This is a genomic window from Prolixibacteraceae bacterium, assembly GCA_019856515.1.
GTDB lineage: Bacteria > Bacteroidota > Bacteroidia > Bacteroidales > Prolixibacteraceae > Halosquirtibacter > Halosquirtibacter xylanolyticus.
In genome coordinates this window covers 286604-309965 of sequence record CP082230.1, presented here as the reverse complement: position 1 = coordinate 309965, position 23362 = coordinate 286604, and the positions used below count along the sequence as shown (strand labels likewise).

Annotated in this window: 15 protein-coding genes; 5 read left to right on the top strand and 10 right to left on the bottom strand. The window is 34.3% G+C overall.

Annotated features, from left to right (window positions below):
- Window positions 1-30 precede the first annotated feature (30 nt).
- Entirely contained in the window at window positions 31-2061 is a 2031-nt protein-coding gene (locus tag K5X82_01020; protein ID QZT37489.1) for a transketolase, read from the top strand.
- Between the two features lie 166 nt (window positions 2062-2227).
- Window positions 2228-3301 (top strand): chorismate synthase, encoded by a 1074-nt coding sequence (aroC, locus tag K5X82_01015; protein ID QZT37488.1) that lies wholly within the window; start codon window positions 2228-2230, stop codon window positions 3299-3301.
- A 68-nt stretch (window positions 3302-3369) separates the two neighbouring features.
- On the opposite strand, the gene K5X82_01010 is transcribed toward aroC, so the two are convergent.
- Window positions 3370-5685 carry a GH92 family glycosyl hydrolase gene (locus K5X82_01010; GenBank protein QZT37487.1) on the bottom strand — a complete coding sequence of 772 codons (2316 nt, stop codon included), beginning with the start codon at window positions 5683-5685 and terminating at the stop codon, window positions 3370-3372.
- 400 nt (window positions 5686-6085) lie between these two features.
- On the opposite strand from K5X82_01010, the gene K5X82_01005 reads away from it, so the two are divergent.
- The gene (locus tag K5X82_01005; GenBank protein ID QZT37486.1) at window positions 6086-8335 is read left to right on the top strand and encodes a LysM peptidoglycan-binding domain-containing protein; all 2250 of its coding nucleotides are present in this window, start codon (window positions 6086-6088) and stop codon (window positions 8333-8335) included.
- Between the two features lie 154 nt (window positions 8336-8489).
- Here K5X82_01005 and K5X82_01000 read toward each other — a convergent pair whose 3' ends face one another.
- The 3 genes from K5X82_01000 to K5X82_00990 form a co-directional block, all read right to left on the bottom strand.
- Window positions 8490-9644: an ISAs1 family transposase gene (locus tag K5X82_01000; GenBank protein ID QZT37485.1), complete on the bottom strand. Its 1155-nt coding sequence runs from the start codon at window positions 9642-9644 to the stop codon at window positions 8490-8492.
- 829 nt (window positions 9645-10473) lie between these two features.
- Window positions 10474-11688 (bottom strand): arabinogalactan endo-1,4-beta-galactosidase, encoded by a 1215-nt coding sequence (locus tag K5X82_00995; protein ID QZT37484.1) that lies wholly within the window; start codon window positions 11686-11688, stop codon window positions 10474-10476.
- Window positions 11685-12500 (bottom strand): hypothetical protein, encoded by an 816-nt coding sequence (locus tag K5X82_00990; protein ID QZT37483.1) that lies wholly within the window; start codon window positions 12498-12500, stop codon window positions 11685-11687. The genes K5X82_00995 and K5X82_00990 overlap by 4 nt, the downstream gene beginning before the upstream one ends.
- Before the next feature lie 54 nt (window positions 12501-12554).
- Here K5X82_00990 and K5X82_00985 point away from each other — a divergent pair, with 54 nt between their 5' ends.
- The gene (locus tag K5X82_00985) at window positions 12555-13994 is read left to right on the top strand and encodes an SDR family oxidoreductase (protein ID QZT37482.1); all 1440 of its coding nucleotides are present in this window, start codon (window positions 12555-12557) and stop codon (window positions 13992-13994) included.
- Window positions 13995-14038: 44 nt separating this feature from the next.
- Here the strand turns inward: K5X82_00985 and K5X82_00980 are convergent, their stop codons facing one another.
- The 4 genes from K5X82_00980 to K5X82_00965 form a co-directional block, all read right to left on the bottom strand.
- The gene (locus tag K5X82_00980; protein QZT37481.1) at window positions 14039-14566 is read right to left on the bottom strand and encodes a UpxY family transcription antiterminator; all 528 of its coding nucleotides are present in this window, start codon (window positions 14564-14566) and stop codon (window positions 14039-14041) included.
- Window positions 14567-14822: 256 nt separating this feature from the next.
- The gene (locus K5X82_00975; protein QZT37480.1) at window positions 14823-15863 is read right to left on the bottom strand and encodes a LacI family transcriptional regulator; all 1041 of its coding nucleotides are present in this window, start codon (window positions 15861-15863) and stop codon (window positions 14823-14825) included.
- A gap of 79 nt (window positions 15864-15942) precedes the next feature.
- Window positions 15943-16701, bottom strand: coding sequence for a hypothetical protein (locus K5X82_00970; GenBank protein ID QZT37479.1), 759 nt, complete (start codon window positions 16699-16701; stop codon window positions 15943-15945).
- A 36-nt stretch (window positions 16702-16737) separates the two neighbouring features.
- Window positions 16738-20043 (bottom strand): T9SS type A sorting domain-containing protein, encoded by a 3306-nt coding sequence (locus tag K5X82_00965; protein ID QZT37478.1) that lies wholly within the window; start codon window positions 20041-20043, stop codon window positions 16738-16740.
- Window positions 20044-20089: 46 nt separating this feature from the next.
- Here K5X82_00965 and K5X82_00960 point away from each other — a divergent pair, with 46 nt between their 5' ends.
- Window positions 20090-21274, top strand: a complete 1185-nt coding sequence (locus tag K5X82_00960) for an MFS transporter (protein ID QZT37477.1) — start codon at window positions 20090-20092, stop codon at window positions 21272-21274.
- A gap of 494 nt (window positions 21275-21768) precedes the next feature.
- Here K5X82_00960 and K5X82_00955 read toward each other — a convergent pair whose 3' ends face one another.
- Window positions 21769-22062 (bottom strand): hypothetical protein, encoded by a 294-nt coding sequence (locus tag K5X82_00955; GenBank protein QZT37476.1) that lies wholly within the window; start codon window positions 22060-22062, stop codon window positions 21769-21771.
- A gap of 461 nt (window positions 22063-22523) precedes the next feature.
- Entirely contained in the window at window positions 22524-23360 is an 837-nt protein-coding gene (locus tag K5X82_00950; GenBank protein QZT37475.1) for a YesU family protein, read from the bottom strand.
- Window positions 23361-23362: the final 2 nt, after the last annotated feature.

Here is a 23362-nt window from a genome sequence, read left to right as displayed (position 1 = left end):
AGTGCATACTTTTATATCAATCTAGTTACAATGAACAACAAGGTAGTAGATAAAGCAGCGGATAATATTCGAATCCTTTCAGCCGCTATGGTTGAGAAGGCAAAATCAGGTCATCCAGGTGGAGCAATGGGTGGAGCAGATTTCATCAACATTCTTTATAGTGAATTTTTGAGATATGACCCAGACAATAAATTGTATCCTCATCGCGATAGATTTTTCTTGGATCCAGGACATATGTCTCCAATGCTCTATTCGACTTTAGCTCTAGCAGGAAACTATAGTATGGAGGAACTTGCAAATTTCCGCCAATGGGGAACAGTTACACCAGGACACCCAGAGGTTGATTTTGCACGCGGAGTAGAAAATACATCAGGACCACTAGGACAAGGTCATACGATGGCTGTTGGTGCTGCAATTGCCGAGCGATTCCTTGTGGCTCGATTTGGAGAATGGATGTCACACAAAACGTATGCATTCATTTCAGATGGTGGAGTTCAAGAAGAAATCTCTCAAGGTTCAGGTCGTATTGCAGGAACTCTAGGATTGAGCAATTTGATCATGTTTTATGATTCAAATGATATTCAGCTGTCAACGACTACAGACGCAGTTACATCTGAAAATACTGCAATGAAGTATGAGTCTTGGGGATGGAAAACAATTACCATTGATGGTAATGATGCAGATGCTATTCGTCAAGCACTTATTGATGCAAATAATGAGACATCAAGACCTACACTTATTATTGGTAAAACAGTGATGGGTAAAGGAGCTTTAAGTGCTGAAGGAGAATCATTTGAGCGCAAAGTGTCTACACATGGTCAACCATTGAGTGCAGCAGGTGCTTCTATGGAAAACACGATCAAGAATCTTGGTGGAAATCCAGAAAATCCATTTCAAGTATTTGATGATGTAAAAGCACTATACGCAGAAAGAGCAGAAGCTCTACGTTCATGGATGAAAGGCCAGAAAGGCATTGAAACTGAATGGACTGCAGCAAACCCTGAATTAGCTGATAAACTAGTTAAATTTTTCAGTAAGGATGCAATAGACTTTGACTTCGATAAGATCGAACAAAAAGCAAATAGCGCAACCCGTAATGCATCAGCAACGGTTCTTCAATATTTCGCTTCTGAAATTGACAACATGATTGTAGCTTCAGCTGATTTATCAAATTCGGATAAGACAGATGGATTCTTAAAAGGTGGAAGTTATCCTTTCAAGAAAGGTGATTTTACAGGTAGCTTCTTTAATGCAGGCGTTTGTGAACTTACAATGGCTTGTATTATGAATGGTATGGCTCTACATGGAGGTATTATCCCTGTTTGTGGTACTTTCTTCGTATTCAGTGACTACATGAAGCCAGCAATCCGTATGGCAGCTTTGATGGAACTTCCTGTAAAGTATGTATGGAGTCATGATGCTTTCCGTGTAGGAGAAGATGGGCCAACGCATCAACCTGTAGAGCAAGAGGCTCAAATTCGTTTGATGGAGCACCTAAAGAATCATAAGGGTGAAAACTCAATGTTGGTTCTTAGACCTGCAGATGCACAGGAAACAACTGTTGCTTGGAGATTGGCACTAGAGAATACATCAACTCCTACAGGAATGATATTTTCACGTCAAAATGTTCAAGATCTTCCAACAGAAGATTCTCGTTACGAAGATGCTAAGGCTGCAGCGCAAGGAGCATATATTGTTGAAGATGATGAAAATGCAGAAATTATTCTTCTTGCATCTGGATCAGAAGTATCCACATTAGTAGAAGGAGCTCAAAAACTTCGTGCTGATGGTATTGCTGTTCGTATTGTTTCAGCACCTTCAGAAGGACTTTTCCGCAGTCAGTCTGCTGAATACCAAGAAGAGGTTTTACCTACAGCACTTCCTAAATTTGGACTTACAGCTGGTCTTCCTGTAACACTACAAGGCTTAGTAGGAAATAATGGATGTGTATGGGGATTAAGCTCATTCGGATTCTCAGCACCTTATACTGTTCTTGATCAAGAGCTTGGATTTAATGGTGAGAATGTCTATAACCAAGTAAAAACATTTCTTGGAAAGTAAATTACTCTAAGAAACTGTATATTATTCACAATGGGGATGGCATTAGCTATCCCCATTGTTATATCAACACTATTTCACTTTAAAAACATAAGCCTAAAAGAAACGTTTTATATCTTTACAATCAAGAGAACTATCGACCGTTCTCAAAAAATCAATTATTAGCCTTATGAATACTATTGGAAATATATTACGATTAACAACTTATGGAGAATCTCATGGAGCAGCAGTAGGAGGCATACTAGATGGTTGTCCTGCTGGAATAAAAATATCCTTAGATGATATCCAGTCAGAATTAGATAGAAGAAAACCGGGACAATCTCATATCACGACACAAAGAAATGAATCTGATACAGTAGAGATTCTTTCTGGAGTACATGATGAAATGAGCACAGGAACACCAATAAGTTTCATTGTTAGAAACAAAGATCATCACTCATCAGATTATAATAATTTAAAAAATATCTTTAGACCTTCTCATGCTGACTATACCTATATTGCAAAATATGGAATAAGAGATCATCGAGGGGGAGGCAGGTCGTCTGCAAGAGAAACAGTTGCAAGAGTAGCTGGTGGAGCAATAGCAAAAGCTATTCTTTCACATTTTAAAATTGATATTGCAGCATATGTTTCACAAGTCGGTGATATACACTTAAACAAAGACCACTCCTCTTTAGACCTATCAAATATTGAAAGCAATATCGTACGCTGTCCAGACAATCAAGTTGCAGAAGATATGATTGAAGCAATAGAGAATGCTAAAAAACAACAAGACTCTCTTGGCGGAGTCATAACTGGCATTATAAAAGGAGTTCCTGCTGGATTAGGAGAACCTGTATTTAACAAACTCCATGCTGACTTAGGTGCAGCAATGCTAGGAATAAATGCTGTAAAAGGATTCGATTATGGTTCAGGGTTTGAAGGGACATCTCTACCTGGATCAGTTCATAATGATTCTTTCTATAGCAAAGACGGAGAAATACAGACAAGAACAAATAATTCTGGGGGAATTCAAGGTGGCATATCCAATGGAATGGACATTAATTTTAGAGTCGCGTTCAAACCTATTGCAACTTTAGTTAAAACTCAAAATACGATCAATAGACAAAAAGAAGAGGTAACCATCCAACTAAAAGGACGTCATGATCCATGTGTTCTACCAAGAGCAGTTCCAATTGTTGAAGCTATGGCAGCACTGGTTATTGCAGACCATCTTCTTATTCAAAGAACTAGACAGTTATAACTATTAAAAAGCGACAATAGATATCTATTGTCGCTTTTTAATAGTTATAACTTATCCCCCTAAAACATTTATTGAGGCCAAGAATTTACACCATTACCAAAAGTCTTATTCGGCTCTGCACTCATAAAGAATTCAAGTTTAGACCCGGATAATATATGATCAGTTGTTATATACAGTTTATTATAATCCTGACCATTTAATTTCACATGATCAACGTATATAGCATCTGCGGACTGTCCATGAGCAACTACTTCAAAATGTTTCCCATTTGGTAAATTCCACTTCACATGATCAAATATCGGTGATCCTAATACATACTGATTAGATCCGGGTGTAACAGGGTAGAAACCCATGGCACTAAAAATATACCATGCAGACATTTGACCACAATCTTCATTATTTATCATTCCATCGGGAGTGTCGTTATACATTTCTGACATAATCTGTCTTACATATTTCTGCGTTTTATAAGGGGCACCTACATAGTCATAAAGATATGCAGTAGAGTGACCAGGTTCATCACCATGAGCATATCCTCCAATAAATCCAGAAATATCTACATGTTGTTCCCCCTTCATATTCAGAGGAGTTGTAAACAAAATATCTAAATCTTTTTCAAAAGCATCTGTACCTCCTTTTAACTTAATTAATTCAGCCATTTGGTGGGGAACAAAATAGTCGTAAGCCCATACATTTCCAGAAACCCAATATTTATTTAATCTTTTCCAGCTATCTGTTTCAAAAGGCTCAATCCATTGTCCCTTTCTATCTTTTGGCCAAAAACGTTTCATGTTATTATTGAACAACGATTTATATGACAAAGCTCTTTTACGATACTCGTTCTCTATAAGAGTTTCGCCTAAATCCTTAGCCAATTCTGCAACACACCAATCGGCATAAGCATATTCTAACGTTTTTGAGACAGATTTCGGAATCGTTGCAGGAACGTATCCTAATTTCATATAATCCTCAAGACCGCCATCACCATCAGAACTACTTATTTTATTATGCGTTGCTAAATCAACCATTGCTTCTAGAGCTTCGTATGGATCTATACCAGGAACTTTTTGTTGTATAGCATCATAGATAAAGATAATAGCTGGATTTCCAATCATACATGTATTGTCATGTCCTAACAACTCCCATAAAGGGATGTGTCCTTTTGAGTCACGATATCTTGAAATTAACGAATTAACCATATCAGACACATCGTTAGGGCGAATCAAAGAGAGGAGAGGAAATGTACCTCTAAAAGTATCCCATGTCGAAAATGTACTATAATTAGTAAACTCTTTAGTCTCGAAGACCTTTCCCTGTGCAACAAAAGACCCATCTGTATCCATCCATAAATTGGGAGCAATAAAATTGTGATAAATACCTGAATAGAAAATTCTTCTTTGTGATTCAGTACCACCACTCACCTCAATAATATTTGCAACCTCATGCCATTTCTTTACTGTTTCACTTTTTGCTTCATCAAAAGACAGTTGCCCACCACCAAGTATTAAATTATTATTTGCTCCTTCTTGACTAACTCCAGAGATTGCCACTTTTACTTCTAAAGGTTTAACTAAACTTTTATCAAAAAAAACAATGACTCTCGATGATTTATCATCGAAACTTTTACGGGCATTAACTTCTTTATTCCCATCTGTAAAAATTACATCTTTGATTGATTCAGAGAACCACGCAGTAAAATAGATATATCTATCACCACCCCATCCCGTACTATGACAATATCCTGACACTGTGTTATCATCAATAACTTCAACCTTTGTGTCCAATACCTTTCCAAATATTTTGTTCGTTGGATCAATTACTACCCATTTATCTTTCGTATCATTGGAATAAGTGTATCGATGAAAACCGACACGTTTATTGGCGGTCAACTCTACATTTACATCACTATCTAGTAGTTTGACTTGATAATACCCAGGAGACGCAGACTCCTCTTTATGTGAAAATCGTGATCTCCACCCCTTGTCGGGGTTCGATTTTGGACCAGCATCTAAGAAATATTTACCCGAACCAGGCATGAGTAAAATATCCCCTAGATCAGACCAACCAGTACCACTCAAATGATTATGACTAAATCCTTTTAAATTTGTATCAGAATAATGATACCCAGCACACCAATCCCAACCCTTGGTATCAGCATCAGGGCTCAATTGAATCATTCCAAAAGGATATGTTGCTCCTGGGAATGTATGAACATGCCCTCCCGTCCCAATAAAAGGATCCATGTAAGAATATAAATCATCTGTAGACACCTTAGCTAGCACACCAGTACTTGAGGAGGAAGATTTCGAGCTACACCCCAATAATAATGAACTTGCCATGATTATTGACAAGCAACATATAAGAGTATTTTTTTTTCGTTGCATAAGTAATGTTTTATGTAGTATAATTAATTCGTCTCAAAAGATTCGATTCGCATAATAAATATAGCCAATATTATTTGATGTAAAATTAACAAGAACATCATAATTTAAAGAGAAATGCATCTTAACATTATCTATCATACACATTAATGAAGTATCTTATTTTAAAAACGCTTAATAAAAAAAGGGAACCCCAACAAATAAATACTATATAACCATAATTTTCAGGTCAACTTTTTTTACATTTGTAATTCACTTCGATACTATAATATAATCTATAGATCGATTTTGGGAAAATTAATTTCATTACAAACACTTCTTTTCATATTTACTTTTAATGATGCTAAACAGATTTTTATTCGTCATTGTTTTTGTTCATTGTTTATTTCTTTCCATGGGTCTCATGGCACAATCCAATGAAGACACTAAGGTCGTAGTGGGGAAAAAGGTATATATCCTTCACAAAGTAAAAAAATTGGAAACAGTTTACTCAATACAAAAAAAATACAGTATTAAAGCGTCAAAGCTCTACGAGGTCAATCCTAAATTGTCTACAGAAGGATTGAAATCTGACACTTATATAAAAATCCCAATCATTAAGAAGAATCAGAAGAAAGAAAAAAATCTCCTCTTCAACAACATCCAAGATAATGACTCTATTCGTTTTCATAAAGTAGAAAAAAAAGAGACGCTATTTTCAATTGCAAGAAACTATGGTATTTCTGTTAAAGAACTCGAAAGAGCTAATAGCCTTCAAAGCAATGACATCATAAAAAAAGGAGATCTTCTTCGTATTCCTATTGAAATTAAAGAGAAGAATGATGTCATTAATGAAGAACAAAGCATATCCAACTATCAGAAACATATAGTTAAAGATGGAGAAACGCTCTTTTTCCTTTCTCGAAAATACAACATCCCTTTTGAGAATATAAAAAATCTAAATCCGAATATTTCATCTAGTCTTAGTATCAATGACACAATCTTGATTCCAACAATCATTGGAACAACAATTGATAATAAAACAAACAAAGTGATTGAAAATAAATTCTTTCACTATAGAATATCGAGCAAAGATTCATACTGGAAGTTAGAGCAAAAATATGGTGTAACTAAAAGTGATATACTTCATTTTAACCCTATTCTTAATGACGAACTAATTCCGAATGTAGTCATCAGATTACCATATAGAAGAACTACAAATGAGGTTGTTCGAATCCTTGACAATGATAACTTTTATCAATACCATGTAGAAGGAAAAGAGACTTTATATACGATTGCAAATCAACATGGAGTTACGGTACATATTCTTAAAGAATTAAATCCTAGATTAAAGATCCAAGGATTAATGAAGGGAGATGAAATTACGATTCCTAAACCTGAAGTAGCTCGCAGCTTCGAATTAGGAATAAATGACTCTCTACTACAAGCATCATACTTAATTGATAAAATAAGCTTCTTATCAACGAAAGATTTTATTATCAACCCAAATGCTGAAATATTTAATATCGGAATAATGCTCCCAATCTATTCAGAAGTTAATCTACAACTGAATAAGGAGAGGTTTAGTTCTTCAAAAAATGATTCAGTCAATGTTAATTCACCTCGTTTATATTCAAGGTCTAAAAAATTCTTATCCTTTTATGAAGGTGTAATGGTCGGAATTGATTCACTTAACAGAAAGGGGTTAAATGTTAAACTATATCTTTTTGATACAGAGAAAAAGACCCATAGTATTGATTCCCTTTATGCAAAAGGCTTATTTAGTAATTTAGACCTTATTATTGGTCCTATTTTTCCAACGACACAACAAGCATTAATGCAGCATCTCGGAAACAAACATGTCCCAGTTATCTCTCCATTATCATCAGATTCTCAAACGACTAGAAATTATGAGAATCTATATCAAGTAAACCCATCGGCTTCGTTCAAAGCAACAAAAACGGCTGAGTATGTCATCGATACTTATGCAGATAAAAATATCATTACAATTAAGACAAATGATAAAGGACTAACCAATGAGCTAATCACTCCAATAAAGACGGCTCTATTTAAAGAACATATTAATCAAGATAGCATCACTCACTATACAGAGTTTAAACTTGGATTATATGGACTAGAAGGACTTCGATTCATATTAAAGAAAGATCAACCCAACATAATACTTTTACCATCACGTAATGAAGCAATCGTGAGTCAAACTTTAGGACAATTAAATGCGCTCTCTCTAGATTTTGACATCACTGTTATTGGTTTTAATGAATGGACAAAATATCGTAGTATTAAAGAAGAGGTATTACACAATCTAAACCTTCATTATCTTGCTCCTTATCATGTTGATTACAACAGTACAACCACTTTATCATTTATTAAACGCTACCGCAGCTATTTTAATGTTGAACCCAATAATTATGCACTCCAAGGCTATGATATTTCACTCTATTTTGGATCGGCAATGTTAAAATTTGGTAGCAACTATACCCAAATGATCTACAATAACAAAGTTAATCTAAATCAGATGGATCCTAACTTTGTCAAAGTGTCAAAATTCGGTGGTTTCATGAACAACACCTTGTTTATCATGAACTATAGTAAGAACTACGAAATAAAAAAGATAGATACCATTGGTAATAGTAGATCTATTCCAATACAGTAGTTAACACTTAGACGACTGACCGAATCTACAAACAGTCGTCTAAATGTTACCATTTTATGAAGTAAAGAAGGTCAATAAAGAAGACATAAGCAAGGCCTTACAACAGTGCCTCAACACAGGGAAAACGCTTTTAAAACTATTTGATTATCAGGCATTAATTATTACAGAGGAATGCATTCAATAATTTCTCACGGTAGTTGTCATCTAATGTCGACCTTGTAATTTTCTCTTTAAATGAACCTTTTTTTTCTTTACTTTTCCTATCATCAGTCATTTGCATTAGGTTGAGTGCTATTTTATAGATTATACTAAAGTTGGCAGCTGAATTCTCTTTCTTACGCTGTTTATTGTCTTCCCTAAAGATTACATCTAAGCACCAATGAAGATTGTTCTCGATGGCCCAATGCAATCTAATAATACGATTAAATTCCTTAGCACTAGTATTTAGTGATGAAATATAATATCGTGTCTGAACTGTTTCTTTGTCGCTATCCTGATCTATTACACAAGAAGTAACACGAATGAGACTTTGTATACCTTTCCATTTTTCTAGCGTAGAATTCTTCTCAAAGTTTGTTATTATCTCACATATACGAGTCTCAATCCGACCATGACCAACATCCTCTGTAATATTCGAATCATCAACTAGATCTGGATTGAATTGTATCTTTAACTCCTCTTCTGTCTTTTCTTGATTCCCTTTTACCTGTAGAACATAATCTCCTTCTTTATGGATAATCTTTTTTGCTATTTTTGTTTGACATCCCATAGCATCTATTGTAATAACCTTGTCTTTTATCGAAATAAGATCTATTAAATCAGGAATGGCAGTAATTTCATTACTCTTTTTATCTGTGACAAGCTGACTAAGAGAAAGACCCTGTTCCGAAGCGAATGCTGACACGATGTGTACTCCACCTTTTTTACGTTTAGCCGAACCTTTGATACATTTGCCATCGATGCTTATAACACTCTCCTTATTGGTAAAAGAATACTTAGATATCCATTCAGTAAAGCAGTCATTAAAGGCCTCATTATCTATCTCTTGAAATAACTTTGAGATCGTGTCATGGGAGCTTATTCCTTTTTCATAAGGAAAGTATTTCCTTAACCAATCAATTTTAATTTCCCCGAATATTACAATGTCATTATAAGTGTCACGCCCAGATAGTATTGCCGAAATGGTGAGAAATAAAATCTCCAGCATTGGGTAAGTATAATTGCCATTAGTTGTTCTGCGGGGATCAATTAATGAAGAAAAGGATGAAATAAAGTGTTTATCATAATGATATGAAGAATCTGTATACATGGTTTTTTTTTGAAAGGGAAACCTCCCTTTTGTCATGAATTACCTGAGTCGATAAACAACAAAAGCATAACGTCCTAAATATACGTATTTTTTATGTAAATCTTAAAAGCGTTTTCCCTGGTCCTCAACACATCTTTACCCATAAAAACGGTAGCTCTCCCCTGCTTCAATACAGTCATATAACGGCTTTGATACGGTTCGAATACGGTGATGATTCATACTTCGTTCAAGGTTCCTTCATAGTTCACTCAAGAATCAGGTCTTTTTCATAAAGCAACTTCGAAAGAGGCTTGAGCTATGTTAATAGGATCACCGTATTTGAACCGTTTCGACTCCGTATTAATACCCTTTATGGTAGAGGTGTAAACATTGTTTAATGATAGTATAACAACCACTTCACCAATTCCAACAATAGTAAAACTTAATAACTTAAAATATAGAAGGTTGAGTTAACTTCACATCATCTTGACTCACATTACTTCAGTCCTATATCAATAATTGTCATAGATCATTCGGGAAACTATTTCACGAATACAGAAGCCATATTTGTTATATGGAGTGAATCACAAGATATTATCTATAGAAACTGTATTGTAGTCACTCCTATCCCTTCCTATCAATAGGAATATAGTTTAAGGATACTTGGCACTACAAAAATATAATATAGCTCAATAGTCTATCAAATTATAATGTTTACAGGTTCTAAGTAATTGCATTCATATATTGCACCTATCCTATTTTCACGACTTAGAATATTTTATGCTAAAATTTAAATAATGTATGAAATCATATACACAAAAAGCGGATAAAATATATCTTAAATATGAGGCTAATTAATCTTTAATTGAGTTATTTTATTCGCGTTTCCATTGAAATTAAAGAAGGCACAATTCTCCCAAGAAGACCCTGTTCCCCATTGATCTTTCATAGAGGTCGTTATCCAACATGGTTCCCAGTAGAAAACACCGTCACAATTTGCTCTTTTCATTATGTCTAAAAGCGTCTTCCAATACTCGGCTTGCCCTTCTTCGGAGTAAGGAAAACCCGAAATAGGATCTTGCTTATAATAAATATTTGCATAGTTGTCATTATTTTGTTCTGTAAAAGGATATGCTGTTTCCATTATCATTACTTTCTTCTTAAACTTTCTTTTGGAATCCACGACAAGTTTCTCAAGATTAAAGAAGTCAACTTCAGTATGCCAGATATGATAATAAGAAAAGCCTATAATATCATAATCTGTAACAGCACCATTTTGTGTTATATTTGTAAACCACCAATCAATATTTTTGGGATCTGCAATATGAAGCACTATATCTATATCACATGAATTCTCTTTTTCGAAGTCCCTTACCGATCTAATCGCACTATTAATTAATTGTCCTTGTGCTCTCCAATTACCATCAGAAATTGAAACATTAGGAAAAGAATCTAGATTCGGAGTTGACATAATTCCATTGTTTATCTCATTTCCTATTTGGATTAACTTAGGAATAACAGTTTTATCTTTAAACGAATTTAATACCGAATAGGTATAACTATATATAAGCTCATTCAACTCTGTCAGACTTTGAGTATTATCCCAAGCTTTAGGGGGAGACTGATGCAGTGGATCAGCCCAATTATCAGAGTAATGTATATCTAAACATATATCCATTCCATTTTCTTTCGCTCGTACAGCATCATTAACAACCTGACTTATGCTACTATAGTGTGACCTTGGATTATTTGATTCAGCGACAGGACTCCAAGTAGGGTTGTGCCAAAGTCTCAAACGAACGATATCATTCCCTATTTCAGAAAACAACTGATACGAATCAACAACACCTCCTTCAGTTTTAAAGCTACCTCCATTATCTTCTAACTGACTTACATAACTAAGATCCGCACCAATCAGCATAGGTTTTTGAACAATTTTATCCACTTCATTTCTTTCATCATTCTTATTACAAGAAACAAGGAAGAATGAGACTAAAATAACGACAAACAGGTATTCTTTGATCACACAAAAAAGATCTTCTATATATTGCAATATATTCTTCATAATGTATTTATCCATTTTAAATAATGACAAAACCAATTATCTTTAAGACCATCACCTTTTCCAAATCCATGTCCTCCTATATCAAGAATAAACTTCTCATGATAAACGGAGAACTCTAAAAGTTTATCTAAATATAAAACAGAATGTTTAGGTGAGATCCGTTGATCATCTCGTGCATATATAATAAAAGATGGCACAGTATTAGATGAAATTAAACACTCTAATGAGTATAACTTGATGTTCTCCTGAATATTCCAATCACTTCCAATCTTAGCTAAACATCCTTCGTCTTTAAAACTCTCTATCATAGATACAACAGGATACCCCAAACACAATGATTTTAAATTAAACCACAAAGAATGATGATCAAAAGGAAAGTTCACGAGATTTGATATTAATCCAGCAAGGTGACCACCGGCAGAAAAGCCAATAATGTGCATATTATTCCAATCAATTTTTTTACCAATCGGAGATAACCAAAGTTTATGCAATGCATAGTATATAGAAGCTAAAGAGTCACGAATATCACCATAAGGTAAGCAATACTGGACAATAATCGCATCATCACCATGTAAACAAATATCTCTAGCAATCTCAACTCCTTCTGTATTCATAGAAAGTTTACGATATGCTCCTCCAGGAAATATTAAAAAGCAACGATTTTTTCGATTGTGATTTGAAGCAAACAGATGTAGTATAGTCTGATTACTCTCAAATAAAATTCCATCGTGATCTAATTCAGCAAGAGTCTTTTTATCTTGATCAGAATACAGACACTTCTCTTTTTTATCGTATGTTATTACTGTAGCCATATTTTACCAAACATTTGTAATAATATAACTGTTCCATTTATTAAAAACAACTATATGAGAGTATTAATCACAGGAGCAACAGGATATATTGGAAAAAGGCTTATAAATGTTTTATTGAAAGAAGGGCACCAACTCTACTGCACACACAGAGGTCACAATGAAATGATTGAAGAGTTAACACAGACAGACAATCTCAAGTGGATAAAACATGACTTTTTAGATGATGAGACAGGGCTTCATAATCAATTTCAGTGCGATGTGGCATACTACCTTATTCATGCTATGAAGAGTAGTAATAAAGGCTTTGAATCTTTAGAAATACAAATGACTAAAAACTTCTTGCTTTTAGTTAATTCAATCGGGGTATCAAAAATTATATATTTGAGTGGAATAGTAAACACACAACAAACCTTATCCCCTCACTTTAGATCTCGATTTACCGTGGAGAAAATTCTAAACAATGGAAATATACCTGTAATCACATTAAGAGCAGGAATTATTGTAGGATCAGGTAGTGCTTCTTTCGAAATAATACGAGATTTAGTTGAGAAATTACCCATAATGGTAGCCCCCAAGTGGCTTCTTACAAGATGTCAACCAATTTCTATTCGAGATGTATTATTCTATCTTGCACAAGTAATCCATCTATATCCTGACCGTTCTATTCATTTTGACATTGGTGGCCCAGAAGTATTAACATACAAACAAATGTTAATACAGTATGCTGAAGTTCGTTCGTTACATCGATATATCCTTACGCTTCCAGTAATGACACCAAGACTCTCTTCTTATTGGTTATATTTTGTGACTTCAACAAGTTATAATCTAGCAATCAATCTTGTTGAAAGCATGAAAATTGATGTCGTGTGTCATGAAGAAAATATCAAAGAGTTATTTCCCTCTCGATTACTAACATATAAAGAGGCAGTAAAATTCTCTCTATCTCACTACGATGGTAATGATGTGGTTTCCAAATGGAGTGATGCTCATCTACTATCAAACATATATGACGCTATTTCTGAAGAAAAAAGAACAGCTCCATATGGAGCATATCAACAATTATTTAAGAAAGAAATCACAAAAGAAGAGATTAGTAATATCACAGAGAAAATATGGGCCATTGGGGGAGAAAATGGTTGGTATTATGGAACTATTCTATGGAGACTAAGAGCCTTCTTAGATAAATTGGTTGGTGGAGTAGGATATCGTAAACGAAATAACAAAAGCACGTTGAACAAAGGAGAGGCACTTGACTTTTGGAGAATAATAGAAGCTGATAAAGACAAACCGATGCTAACACTAATAGCCGAAATGAAACTTCCTGGGACAGCCATGCTAAAGTTGTACATAACTTATCATAACAACAATTACTACTTTATTCAAAATGCACTATTTTATCCTCACGGGCTTTGGGGAAGAATTTATTGGTGGTTACTTTACCCTGTTCACGTATGGATATTCAAAGGAATGGCACGAAAGATTTGTGCACAATAATAATATCGATGAGATTGTTTCTAAAAAACAATCTCATCTCTTACCTATCCCGCCTTCGGAATAGTTATTTTATATTGCTCAATTTCAACAAGAAAACTGCTTTGCAACGCATCAAAACGAACAATAACTTTCTCTTTTCCATGATGTTCAACCATCTCACCAATATAACCAATAAAGGGACCTTCAATTACTTCTACGGTTGTTCCTGGTCGTATTCTATCACTAACAATTTCAATCTGAACCGAGGTCTGTTCAAGAAAAAGCTTTAGATTTTCAATTTCAACATCTCGGATTACTGCATCACGTTGAAGATGTCTTACGAATTGAATTACATTTTGACATTTTAAAACAATCAAACGCTCAGCAATATTAATACGAACAAATACATAACCACTAATTGCAGGAGTTTCAACAAGTTTCTTGCGGTCACTCCACTGACGCCACTCCCGTTTTAACGGCACATAATTTTCAATACCTAATTTACACAGCGCTTCACCTATCTTTTTCTCTGTTCGAGATCGTACATAGATAGCATACCACTGTCTTTCTTGCAATGCCATATTTGGTTTCATAATTTGAGGTTACACAACAATTTGTCGATGCTAAATTATCAAACATACTAATTTGCAATCTTTGATAAATCAACAACTCCATTCATTCTTTATACTTCTTCTTCGTAAAAAAGAAAAATCAGATCTTTCGATAAGCAAGAATAAACCACAACACATATCATAAACAACGTTAATATTATTCATAATATTGCTCACCTATAATTCATCTGTAAAATAAAAAACATACAATTATAATAATATAATGAAAGACAAATGGTTATGACAAGCGACTTTTTGTTTTTTTAATATCCGATTCTCTACTCTTAATCACGGATGGTATTATAACTGTTTCAGCAATTGATTTATCATCTTCTATCAATTCAATTAAACGTTCAACAGCAACTTTCCCCATCTCCTCACCAGGTTGTCTCACAGAGGATAACTTCGGTGTCAACACAGCACTAAACGGCTCATCACTAAATCCATGAAGAGAAAAATCCTTAGGAACAGATAGCCCTTTCTCTTGTGCTACCTGTAAAAAACTCAGCGCTGTTGTATCATTTGAACAGTAAATCGCATTGGGGAGATTATTCGACGACAAGATTTCCTCAGCTATTCGACGACCTGAAATTCGAGTCAAGTCACACTCTCTATATAATGTTTCATCCCAAACAGAACCCATTTCAAAAAGAGCTTGCTGAAAACCTTTTAAACGATTTCTAAAAACTAATATATTTGATGGACCATTCACAAAGAATATTTTTTTATGTCCATTGCTCAATAATCGTCTAGTTACTTTAAATGAAGACTCTTGATCATTAGTTACCACTCGGTTGAGCTGATCATTATCAGGTACACGATCAAAAAACACGAGTGGAATATTATTCTTAATAAACAAATCGAAATTCAGCTCATTTTCAGTCTCTAATGAAGTCGATACCAATAACCCATCCACACGTTGATTAAACATCGTTAGTACAGCCTTACTTTCAGCAATAATAGATTCTCTACTTTGGGTAATCAAAACAGAGAATCCATGTTGATGTGCATATTGCTCGATAGAAGAAATTATAGTAGATAAGAAGTGACGATCGATCCTAGGAACTATAACACCAATGGTTTCAGTTCTCTGCTTTCTCAAGTTAGATGCAACAACATTTGGACGATAACCATTTTCTTGTGCATATTTTATTACCCTCTTCCTTGTTGCTTCACTTATTCTTTTATCATCTTTAAGAGCCCTAGAAACAGTCGACGCACTGACGTTCAATGCCTTTGCAATATCATGTATAGTAATATGTCCTTTATGTTTAGCCATTCAATTAACTTTTATGATTATTTAGGTAGTGAATTACAAATTTAAGCCAAACATAAAGAACTAAAAAATTTAATGTGTATTAAAACTGATATACAAGTCCCACTCCAATATTAATATTTGAAGTGTAAGAATTATAAGAAACTTCACCTACTTTTTCAATTGGAGTTTCATTTGTGACCTCCTTGGGAACATAATTTTGAGAATAAGTACTTTTGACGTTTGCTCCAGACCAATCACAGTTAAATCTTAAATATATTAGATCTTTAATTGGAATGCTATAGGCAACGCCAACGACAGATGCTAAACTCATATTTTGATCTTTCTCAGAAGATTCTATATACGTCATATTAGGTCTATTAGGCACATTCGGATTACTTAACTCATGCTGAGGAAGAAACCATATCTGAAGACCTAACATCCCATAAACATCTAAATGAGTATTATAGATTGTCCATCGATATTGCGCTCCAGCTAAAATGGCACCTGATAACCAACCATTTATTTCAAAGTCGGTATCTTCGTCATCTGCCTCAAGAGCCATTCCGGGGTAGGATTGCGCTACAGCACTCTCATATGCAGAAAGGTCATCGATTGGATTATTTACAAACCTAACTCGCCCAACCCAACTAAAAGAGCTGTTTACTTCATAATATGCTGAGGCATCTAAAAAGAATCCAGGGTCTGCAAACCCGGACTTACTGTTTGATAAATCTGAGGATGCGTAATTGCCGATAGGCAACGATGTCCCCATAGACAATCCGTAGCTCCAATCATTAGATTGTGCAGAACAAACAAATGAGCTAATATACAAAACGATCAATATTGCTACTTTTTTCATATATAGTGTTTTTGATTTTAAGCATAAATCGAAGAACTAATATACTACAAATTTACTAGTATACATCCCCTCAACAGATACAACCTTTAATAGATAAATCCCAGGATTCAATGTAAATGACTCTTCATTAATACCTTTGAATTGAAAAGACTCAATCTTACTTCCTAAGACATTAAAAATCGATATTTGTTTTTCAACCTCCGTTAAAGACCTAATACATACTCCATGATAAATATTTTGTATAAGAACCATATTAGACATTTCTTGCTCTATAATGTCAATATGAAGTCGAAAGCGATTAGACTCAACATTACCATCCACAGATAATTCAATTTCACCACCCCTTTTAAAATCCCAACACTGTCGATCACCAACTTTCTCAATCCAAAGGTGAGTATTCTGTTCTTGATAATTCATTTCGTCAATTGTCAATATAATTTGCTTCATCTTGTCACTCTGAATCTGAAACTCAATCTTCTGATTTTTTATCTTCCGTTGATCTATCACAAGATTCTTGCCATCAACAACAGAATAGATCTGAGGCAATCCATTCTTTTGATATATTAACTTCACTGCATCTTCTTTAAGAAAATAAGAGTCACTAGCATTCTGGCTTAAAACGACCTTGAGATTATCTTTTTCAGATCTATCCTCATTAAAAACATTCATTGTTATGGAATAGTCATTTTCATGATTCTTACCAGATGATTTCACCTCCACATCTTCTGCATTTGGATTCCATGTAATAGTTCCATCACTTAACTGCTCTACAAAAAATGCTTCATTAGGTGCAATACCTGTAAAAGGAGTTTTCTCATCTAAACTCACCATATTTCCATTATAAACCTGATACCCTGGCTTCTCAGAATCAAAAACATAAATAAATGAAGTTGTAAAATCTTCAATATCATGAGGAAATCCATGATACAAACCACAAGGATTTCCAATAAGAGCCCATTTTTTTACCTCAACTTCTTCATCAATAGTATAATACTCGGTTTTTTTCGAATCACAAAACATAAAATTATTTTCAACGCATAAAGCAGACTTTGTTGAATAAATAATGTAACCTTGATTATGTTTAAGTTGCTCTGTAGGATCTAAATCGACCCAACGACCATTCCATCTTTTTATATACAAAGAACCACTTTCAGGCTCCCATTGCTCCATATTACAGATATTTTCAGTTGGACAGATATAATACCATTGACCTGGCGAAATAATCTTATGACAAGACAAAAATTGATTTGGAGTTAAATTATTAAGACCATAGAAATGTGTTCTATCTGAATATATTATATCGTTTGCGACGATTCGGTCATCAAAAGTGACAGAACCAAATGTTTTTGGAATTACTACATCTGAATAAGTCGAAATACTTTTATGATACATCCAATTTTCCGGATCACAAAAACAAGATGGATTTTTCCCTTGCCAAACCATCTTCCCAATACTTATTCTTCGTCTATACTCATTAATCATCTTCAGCTTAGATAAATGAATAGATCTAAGTTCTCGATCACAGTTGTGGGTCGTTAAAAAGAGACACCACCTATCCTCTATGTTCTCTGTAATTTCTTCGGACTTACACGACACTGATGGAACAACATTATCAAAGAATGAATCTTTAGGACTTTTACACACTCCTATTTTTTGATACTCTATCAGCTTTTCCTTATAGAACAATGCAACCGAACAAGGTTCGATAGAGACGTTCTTAGCGTTACTCATAATTGGAGGTAGCAGCACTGACATACCACGATTTGCTCGTTCAACAAATTCTTCTGAAATTGGAACAACATCTAACACTTCGCCATTTATATCAAACAGTTTAATACTTAAATCTTTAAAAACATCATCTCTAAAAGCTTGTTCAACACAAACACCAAAGGCCCATTGCCCATTTTCAAATTTACCGCCACCATATAAGAAGATCTCGGGGATAGAGCTATGCAAACCGGAAAACACTTGTTTTATATTAATACTTTTTTCTTGAAGAAGTATTCCAGTGTCACCTTCATAATTAAAAGGGATCACCTTTAAGTAGACTTTTTTTGATTGAAATGGAGGTACAATCTTTGCAGATCGTACATCTTTTGAATATTTATGAACATAGTAAGTTCCATTGGAACAATAATTATTAGGATCAAAAACAATAGTAGGTGTTTTCGAAATGATGAGATAAAGTCCATCATAATCACCCTGATCACTCTTCGATTCCCAATTCACATCCAAAATTTCATATTTATCTATTGAAGTTTTAGTAATATCAAATTGTGTAGTCGAAATAGGTGTTTTCACAAGCCGTGTCAGAACAATTACTTCGGGATCCATCTCTTGATCATATTCAAATTCTATTTCATGAGAGTAAACACCACTTTCATGATGTTTGCACTGAACAAAGAATCGAACTTCACCATTTGTAAATTCACTCTTCTCAACTACATAAGATTTTTCAAGACTCCACCACTGATTCTTATCTCTTGATATACGCACTTTCGAATCCGCATGAAATATAACATCCTGAACAAGATTCTTTGCGGTGACATCGATACTTCCAATATCTCCCCATTTATCACACCAATCATTTGCTGCTGATGGTTCTACAAGTTCAAGTTCTATACTAGGCAACAACCTTGTTGTACCTATGTTCTTTTCAAAAATATCACCTGAACAAACAAATCGATTACAATACTCCACCCGAATAAGATAATTGGTTAAAGGTGATAATTGATTGAAAGAACAGTTGTACTGCTGAGATAATTCTACATCTATTCGTTTTTGACTCACGATATGATTGGTATTTTCATTCAGAATTGTCACATTAAGATATTCGGTATTGATATCGTTGGCGATATAAGTAAGGTTAATCATGTTTGAAAAGGCTTTCAATACAATTTCTTGATCGACCCTAGGAGTGATGGCTTCGATCAATATTTTATAAGTATCTGAAACAGTGACAGCAGACTCATCATCTTCTATCTGAATCAAAAAACTTTTCTCACCTAAAGAATTAATATAGCCACTAAAAACCCAAAGTTTTGTTGGTTCATCATAAGTTCCATCCCATTTTATTCCACTCTCTTTAAATGTCAGAAATGCACTCTTTACCTTTCCATCTTTGTCCTCAAAAAAACCTTCTATTCTTACAGTCTTTCTATAATTACATTTTTCATTATAAACAACACTCACAATATGTGGAGATTTATTTTTATTATACACTGGTACGCCTGATAGAACAGGTGGAGGAGGAGGAACAGACTGTCCAAAGATTACACTATGAACGGTTAAAAGTATTAGTAATATTAATAATTTAAATGCAAAAGGCTCTTCTAATAACATTATCTTTTTTTGACTACTTTTACAGTCCAATCTAAGAAAAGTGATCATGTCTAATAATTTAATTAATAAAAAAGAAAGAGATTATTTGAAATCTCCGATGTATTCCTACCTAATCGTTCTGTCATTTATTGTTGCCATTGGATTCCAAGGATGGAGGACATTATTTAACAATTTCGCAATAGATTTAGTTCATTTAAACAGTATAGAAATTGGAGCGATTCAATCTATTCGGGAGATTCCTGGGTTTTTATCTTTACTAGTAGTATATCTCTTACTTGTAATTAAAGAGCATAAACTAGCTTCGCTATCAGTGCTTTTAATGGGGATAGGGATATTGTTCACTGGAGTATTTGATTCATTTTGGGGAATCGTTGCAACAACCCTACTTATGTCAACAGGCTTTCATTATTATGAAACGACAAATCAATCATTAACGCTTCAGTACTTTAAGCCAAACGAAGCCGCATTAGTTATGGGCAAAGCCAAAGGATATGCAGCAGGAGCAAATATACTTGCAGGAATATGTATTTGGGTACTCTCACAGATTCCTTCGATATCTTACAAAATACAATATTTTATTTTTGGAGCTCTTGTGATTATCGTTGCTCTTTGGGGATTAAAATATAATCCAACGCAAAAATTAAAACATGCACAACACAAAAAAATAATATTAAAAAAGAAATATTGGCTGTTTTATGTTCTTAATTTTCTTAGTGGATCAAGAAGACAAATATTCGTTGTTTTCTCTGTATTTATGCTTGTAAAGAAGTATCACTTCTCCATTGAGTGGATTACAATACTTTTTATTATCAATAATATTATTGGTTTTTTTGCGAATCCTTTTATCGCCAGATTGATAAATAAATTTGGTGAAAAGAGAATGCTTACCGTTGAATATATTGCTCTCACATTGATCTTTTGTGGTTATGCAATTTTCGAAAATGGCTATATAATTGCATTTCTCTATGTATTAGATCATATCTTCTTTCCATTTTCAATGGGTATACGTACCTGGTTTCAGAAAATAGCAGATCCTAAAGATATAGGGTCTTCAATGGCAGTTGGATTTACTATTAACCATATATCTGCAGTAGTTATACCTTTTTTAGGGGGGATTCTTTGGAGCATCAATTGGAGAATCCCATTTATATTTGGAGTCGCGATTGCACTTACATCTCTCTATTTTACAAGATTCATAAAGACCCCTATACGCAAAATAGAAAATCACTAATATACTTGAGAAGAGATTGAAGTGAAATACAAACGGTCGCCATCATTAAATGTGGCGACCGTGAAAGAAAGAATACTTATGTCTCGTTAGACCTTTAAATTAAAACCAGCAAAATTAAAGATCTGTATTGCAAACAGAAGTATTACAAAAATACATGATAAACAAAATTTAACATACTGTATTTCATAATATTAAGATAATCGGGTAGATGGCTGGAAGATATTTAATCTTCCAGTACACCTCCCACACCACCGTACGTACGGGTCTCGTATACGGCGACTCCCTAAATCACGACTTTACTTTCTGATAATAATCACTTAGCGTAATATAGCCTGCCTTCTCCAAATTCTTATTCGTTATAGTCGTTTGTAGAATTGGACTCTTTGAAATGAAATGCGCCAATACTTTTTCCTCGTATTAGCATATTCATACGCTTTGCTCTTCAAAACTCCGATCAAATATGCCGCATGAAATAATGATAATTCGCCATCGGGTTAACACTTACCTTTTCGTAGTTCTGTTATTAAAACTTTTCGATGAAATCTGAGATAATCTTTTAAGGATTCCACCTGCATCTCATCAACTCCATGACTCCCTTTATTTCGATAAACCTGTAAATAAGCCTTATTTAGGTTATCTGATTCTAGGACTCGTTCTAATAAATTATCTGTTGTAATGGTCGTTTTCATAATGGCTTCAGTTATCCCATTGAAAGTGTGCGCTCTTGAGTTATTATCGAGTTCCGCTCTACCTTCACTCAAGTAGCTATCTTCCGATATTTTCTGCATTGATCCCTTCATTAGGTAACAGTCTGTATTATGAACAATTTAAGATTCAGTCCTTCCTGTAAAGTGGATACAGTACTATGACCTCGGCTGACTTCTCACAGTTAACTTTTTGTGAATGGACAGGAAAAAAAATACACTGTATCCATCTGTGAGACCTCCCATGGTAAGGAAATTAACTTTCACTCCATCTATCCGCCACATCTACGGTATAAACTCCGTGTAGAATTCGGACTTCACTTTGTTTGGCAAGCTTATCCAGTTATATACCGCCTAATGAGATTCGTATACCTCGGATCAGAGTTTTGCATACGGCTTCCTTCAGGTTATACCTCACGATAAGCACCCTTGCCTTCTGCTAGGTGGTTGGCTCTACAAACCTCCACTACGGACTTGCACCGATTAGTTAATTTACATGCATGGCACACCAAAAAGCTAACAATAAAATACTTTTTTTGTTACCACTACTTATGTATTTCATAAATTTTATAATTATCATAAGAACCAATTGCAGGAACCATAAGTCTTATGGCTGTTTGACCTCCACCTAATGATCCCTCTTTCGTTTCATCAGTAAAGCTAAAACACAACTTATTGTCAATATACCATGCAATATAATTTTTATATTTAACAACCTTTAGTCTGTGTGTTCTATTTGGATGTTTCAATGTTAGATCTTCACCCTTTACTGTTAATATTCTTCCAGGACATTTCCTCATATGTGAAGTCCCACGAAATGGAGCAAAAAAAGATATCCTATAATTTTTAAGATCACCTTTAGTATACTGCGCAGCAACACCACAACGAGGGTTAAGCTTTTTATCAAAAACACTCTGACCTTCGATTCCAGTACAGCTAAACATCAACATATGTAAAGCATGTGGAGATAACGATTTAAAGTCACAAGAAAGAATATAGTTATCAGGAGTATGAAATTTGTTCCAATAAACAATATGTCCTCCTTTAAAAGCTCCTTCATAATAATACTTCTTCACCTCATCTCCAATTTCACTTTCTATCGCGTCTTCAAGAGGTTTATAATAATCAGTGATCCTACCATCAAATATTTGTCCTTTTGATGAAAAATAATCAGCTACTACTTTCTGATAAGAAGGGGTAAGAATTAACTTCCCATTTCTAATGGATGCCACCCCAGGACCTTCCATCACCCAATCATTTAAATCCTCTTGTTTAGAAAAATTACAAGAATAAACGAGTTTCTTTTTGTAATGTTCTCGTTGTTTAGCATGTGTTAATGTTGACATGACACAAAGTAAACAGACTACGATAATATGTTTCATTT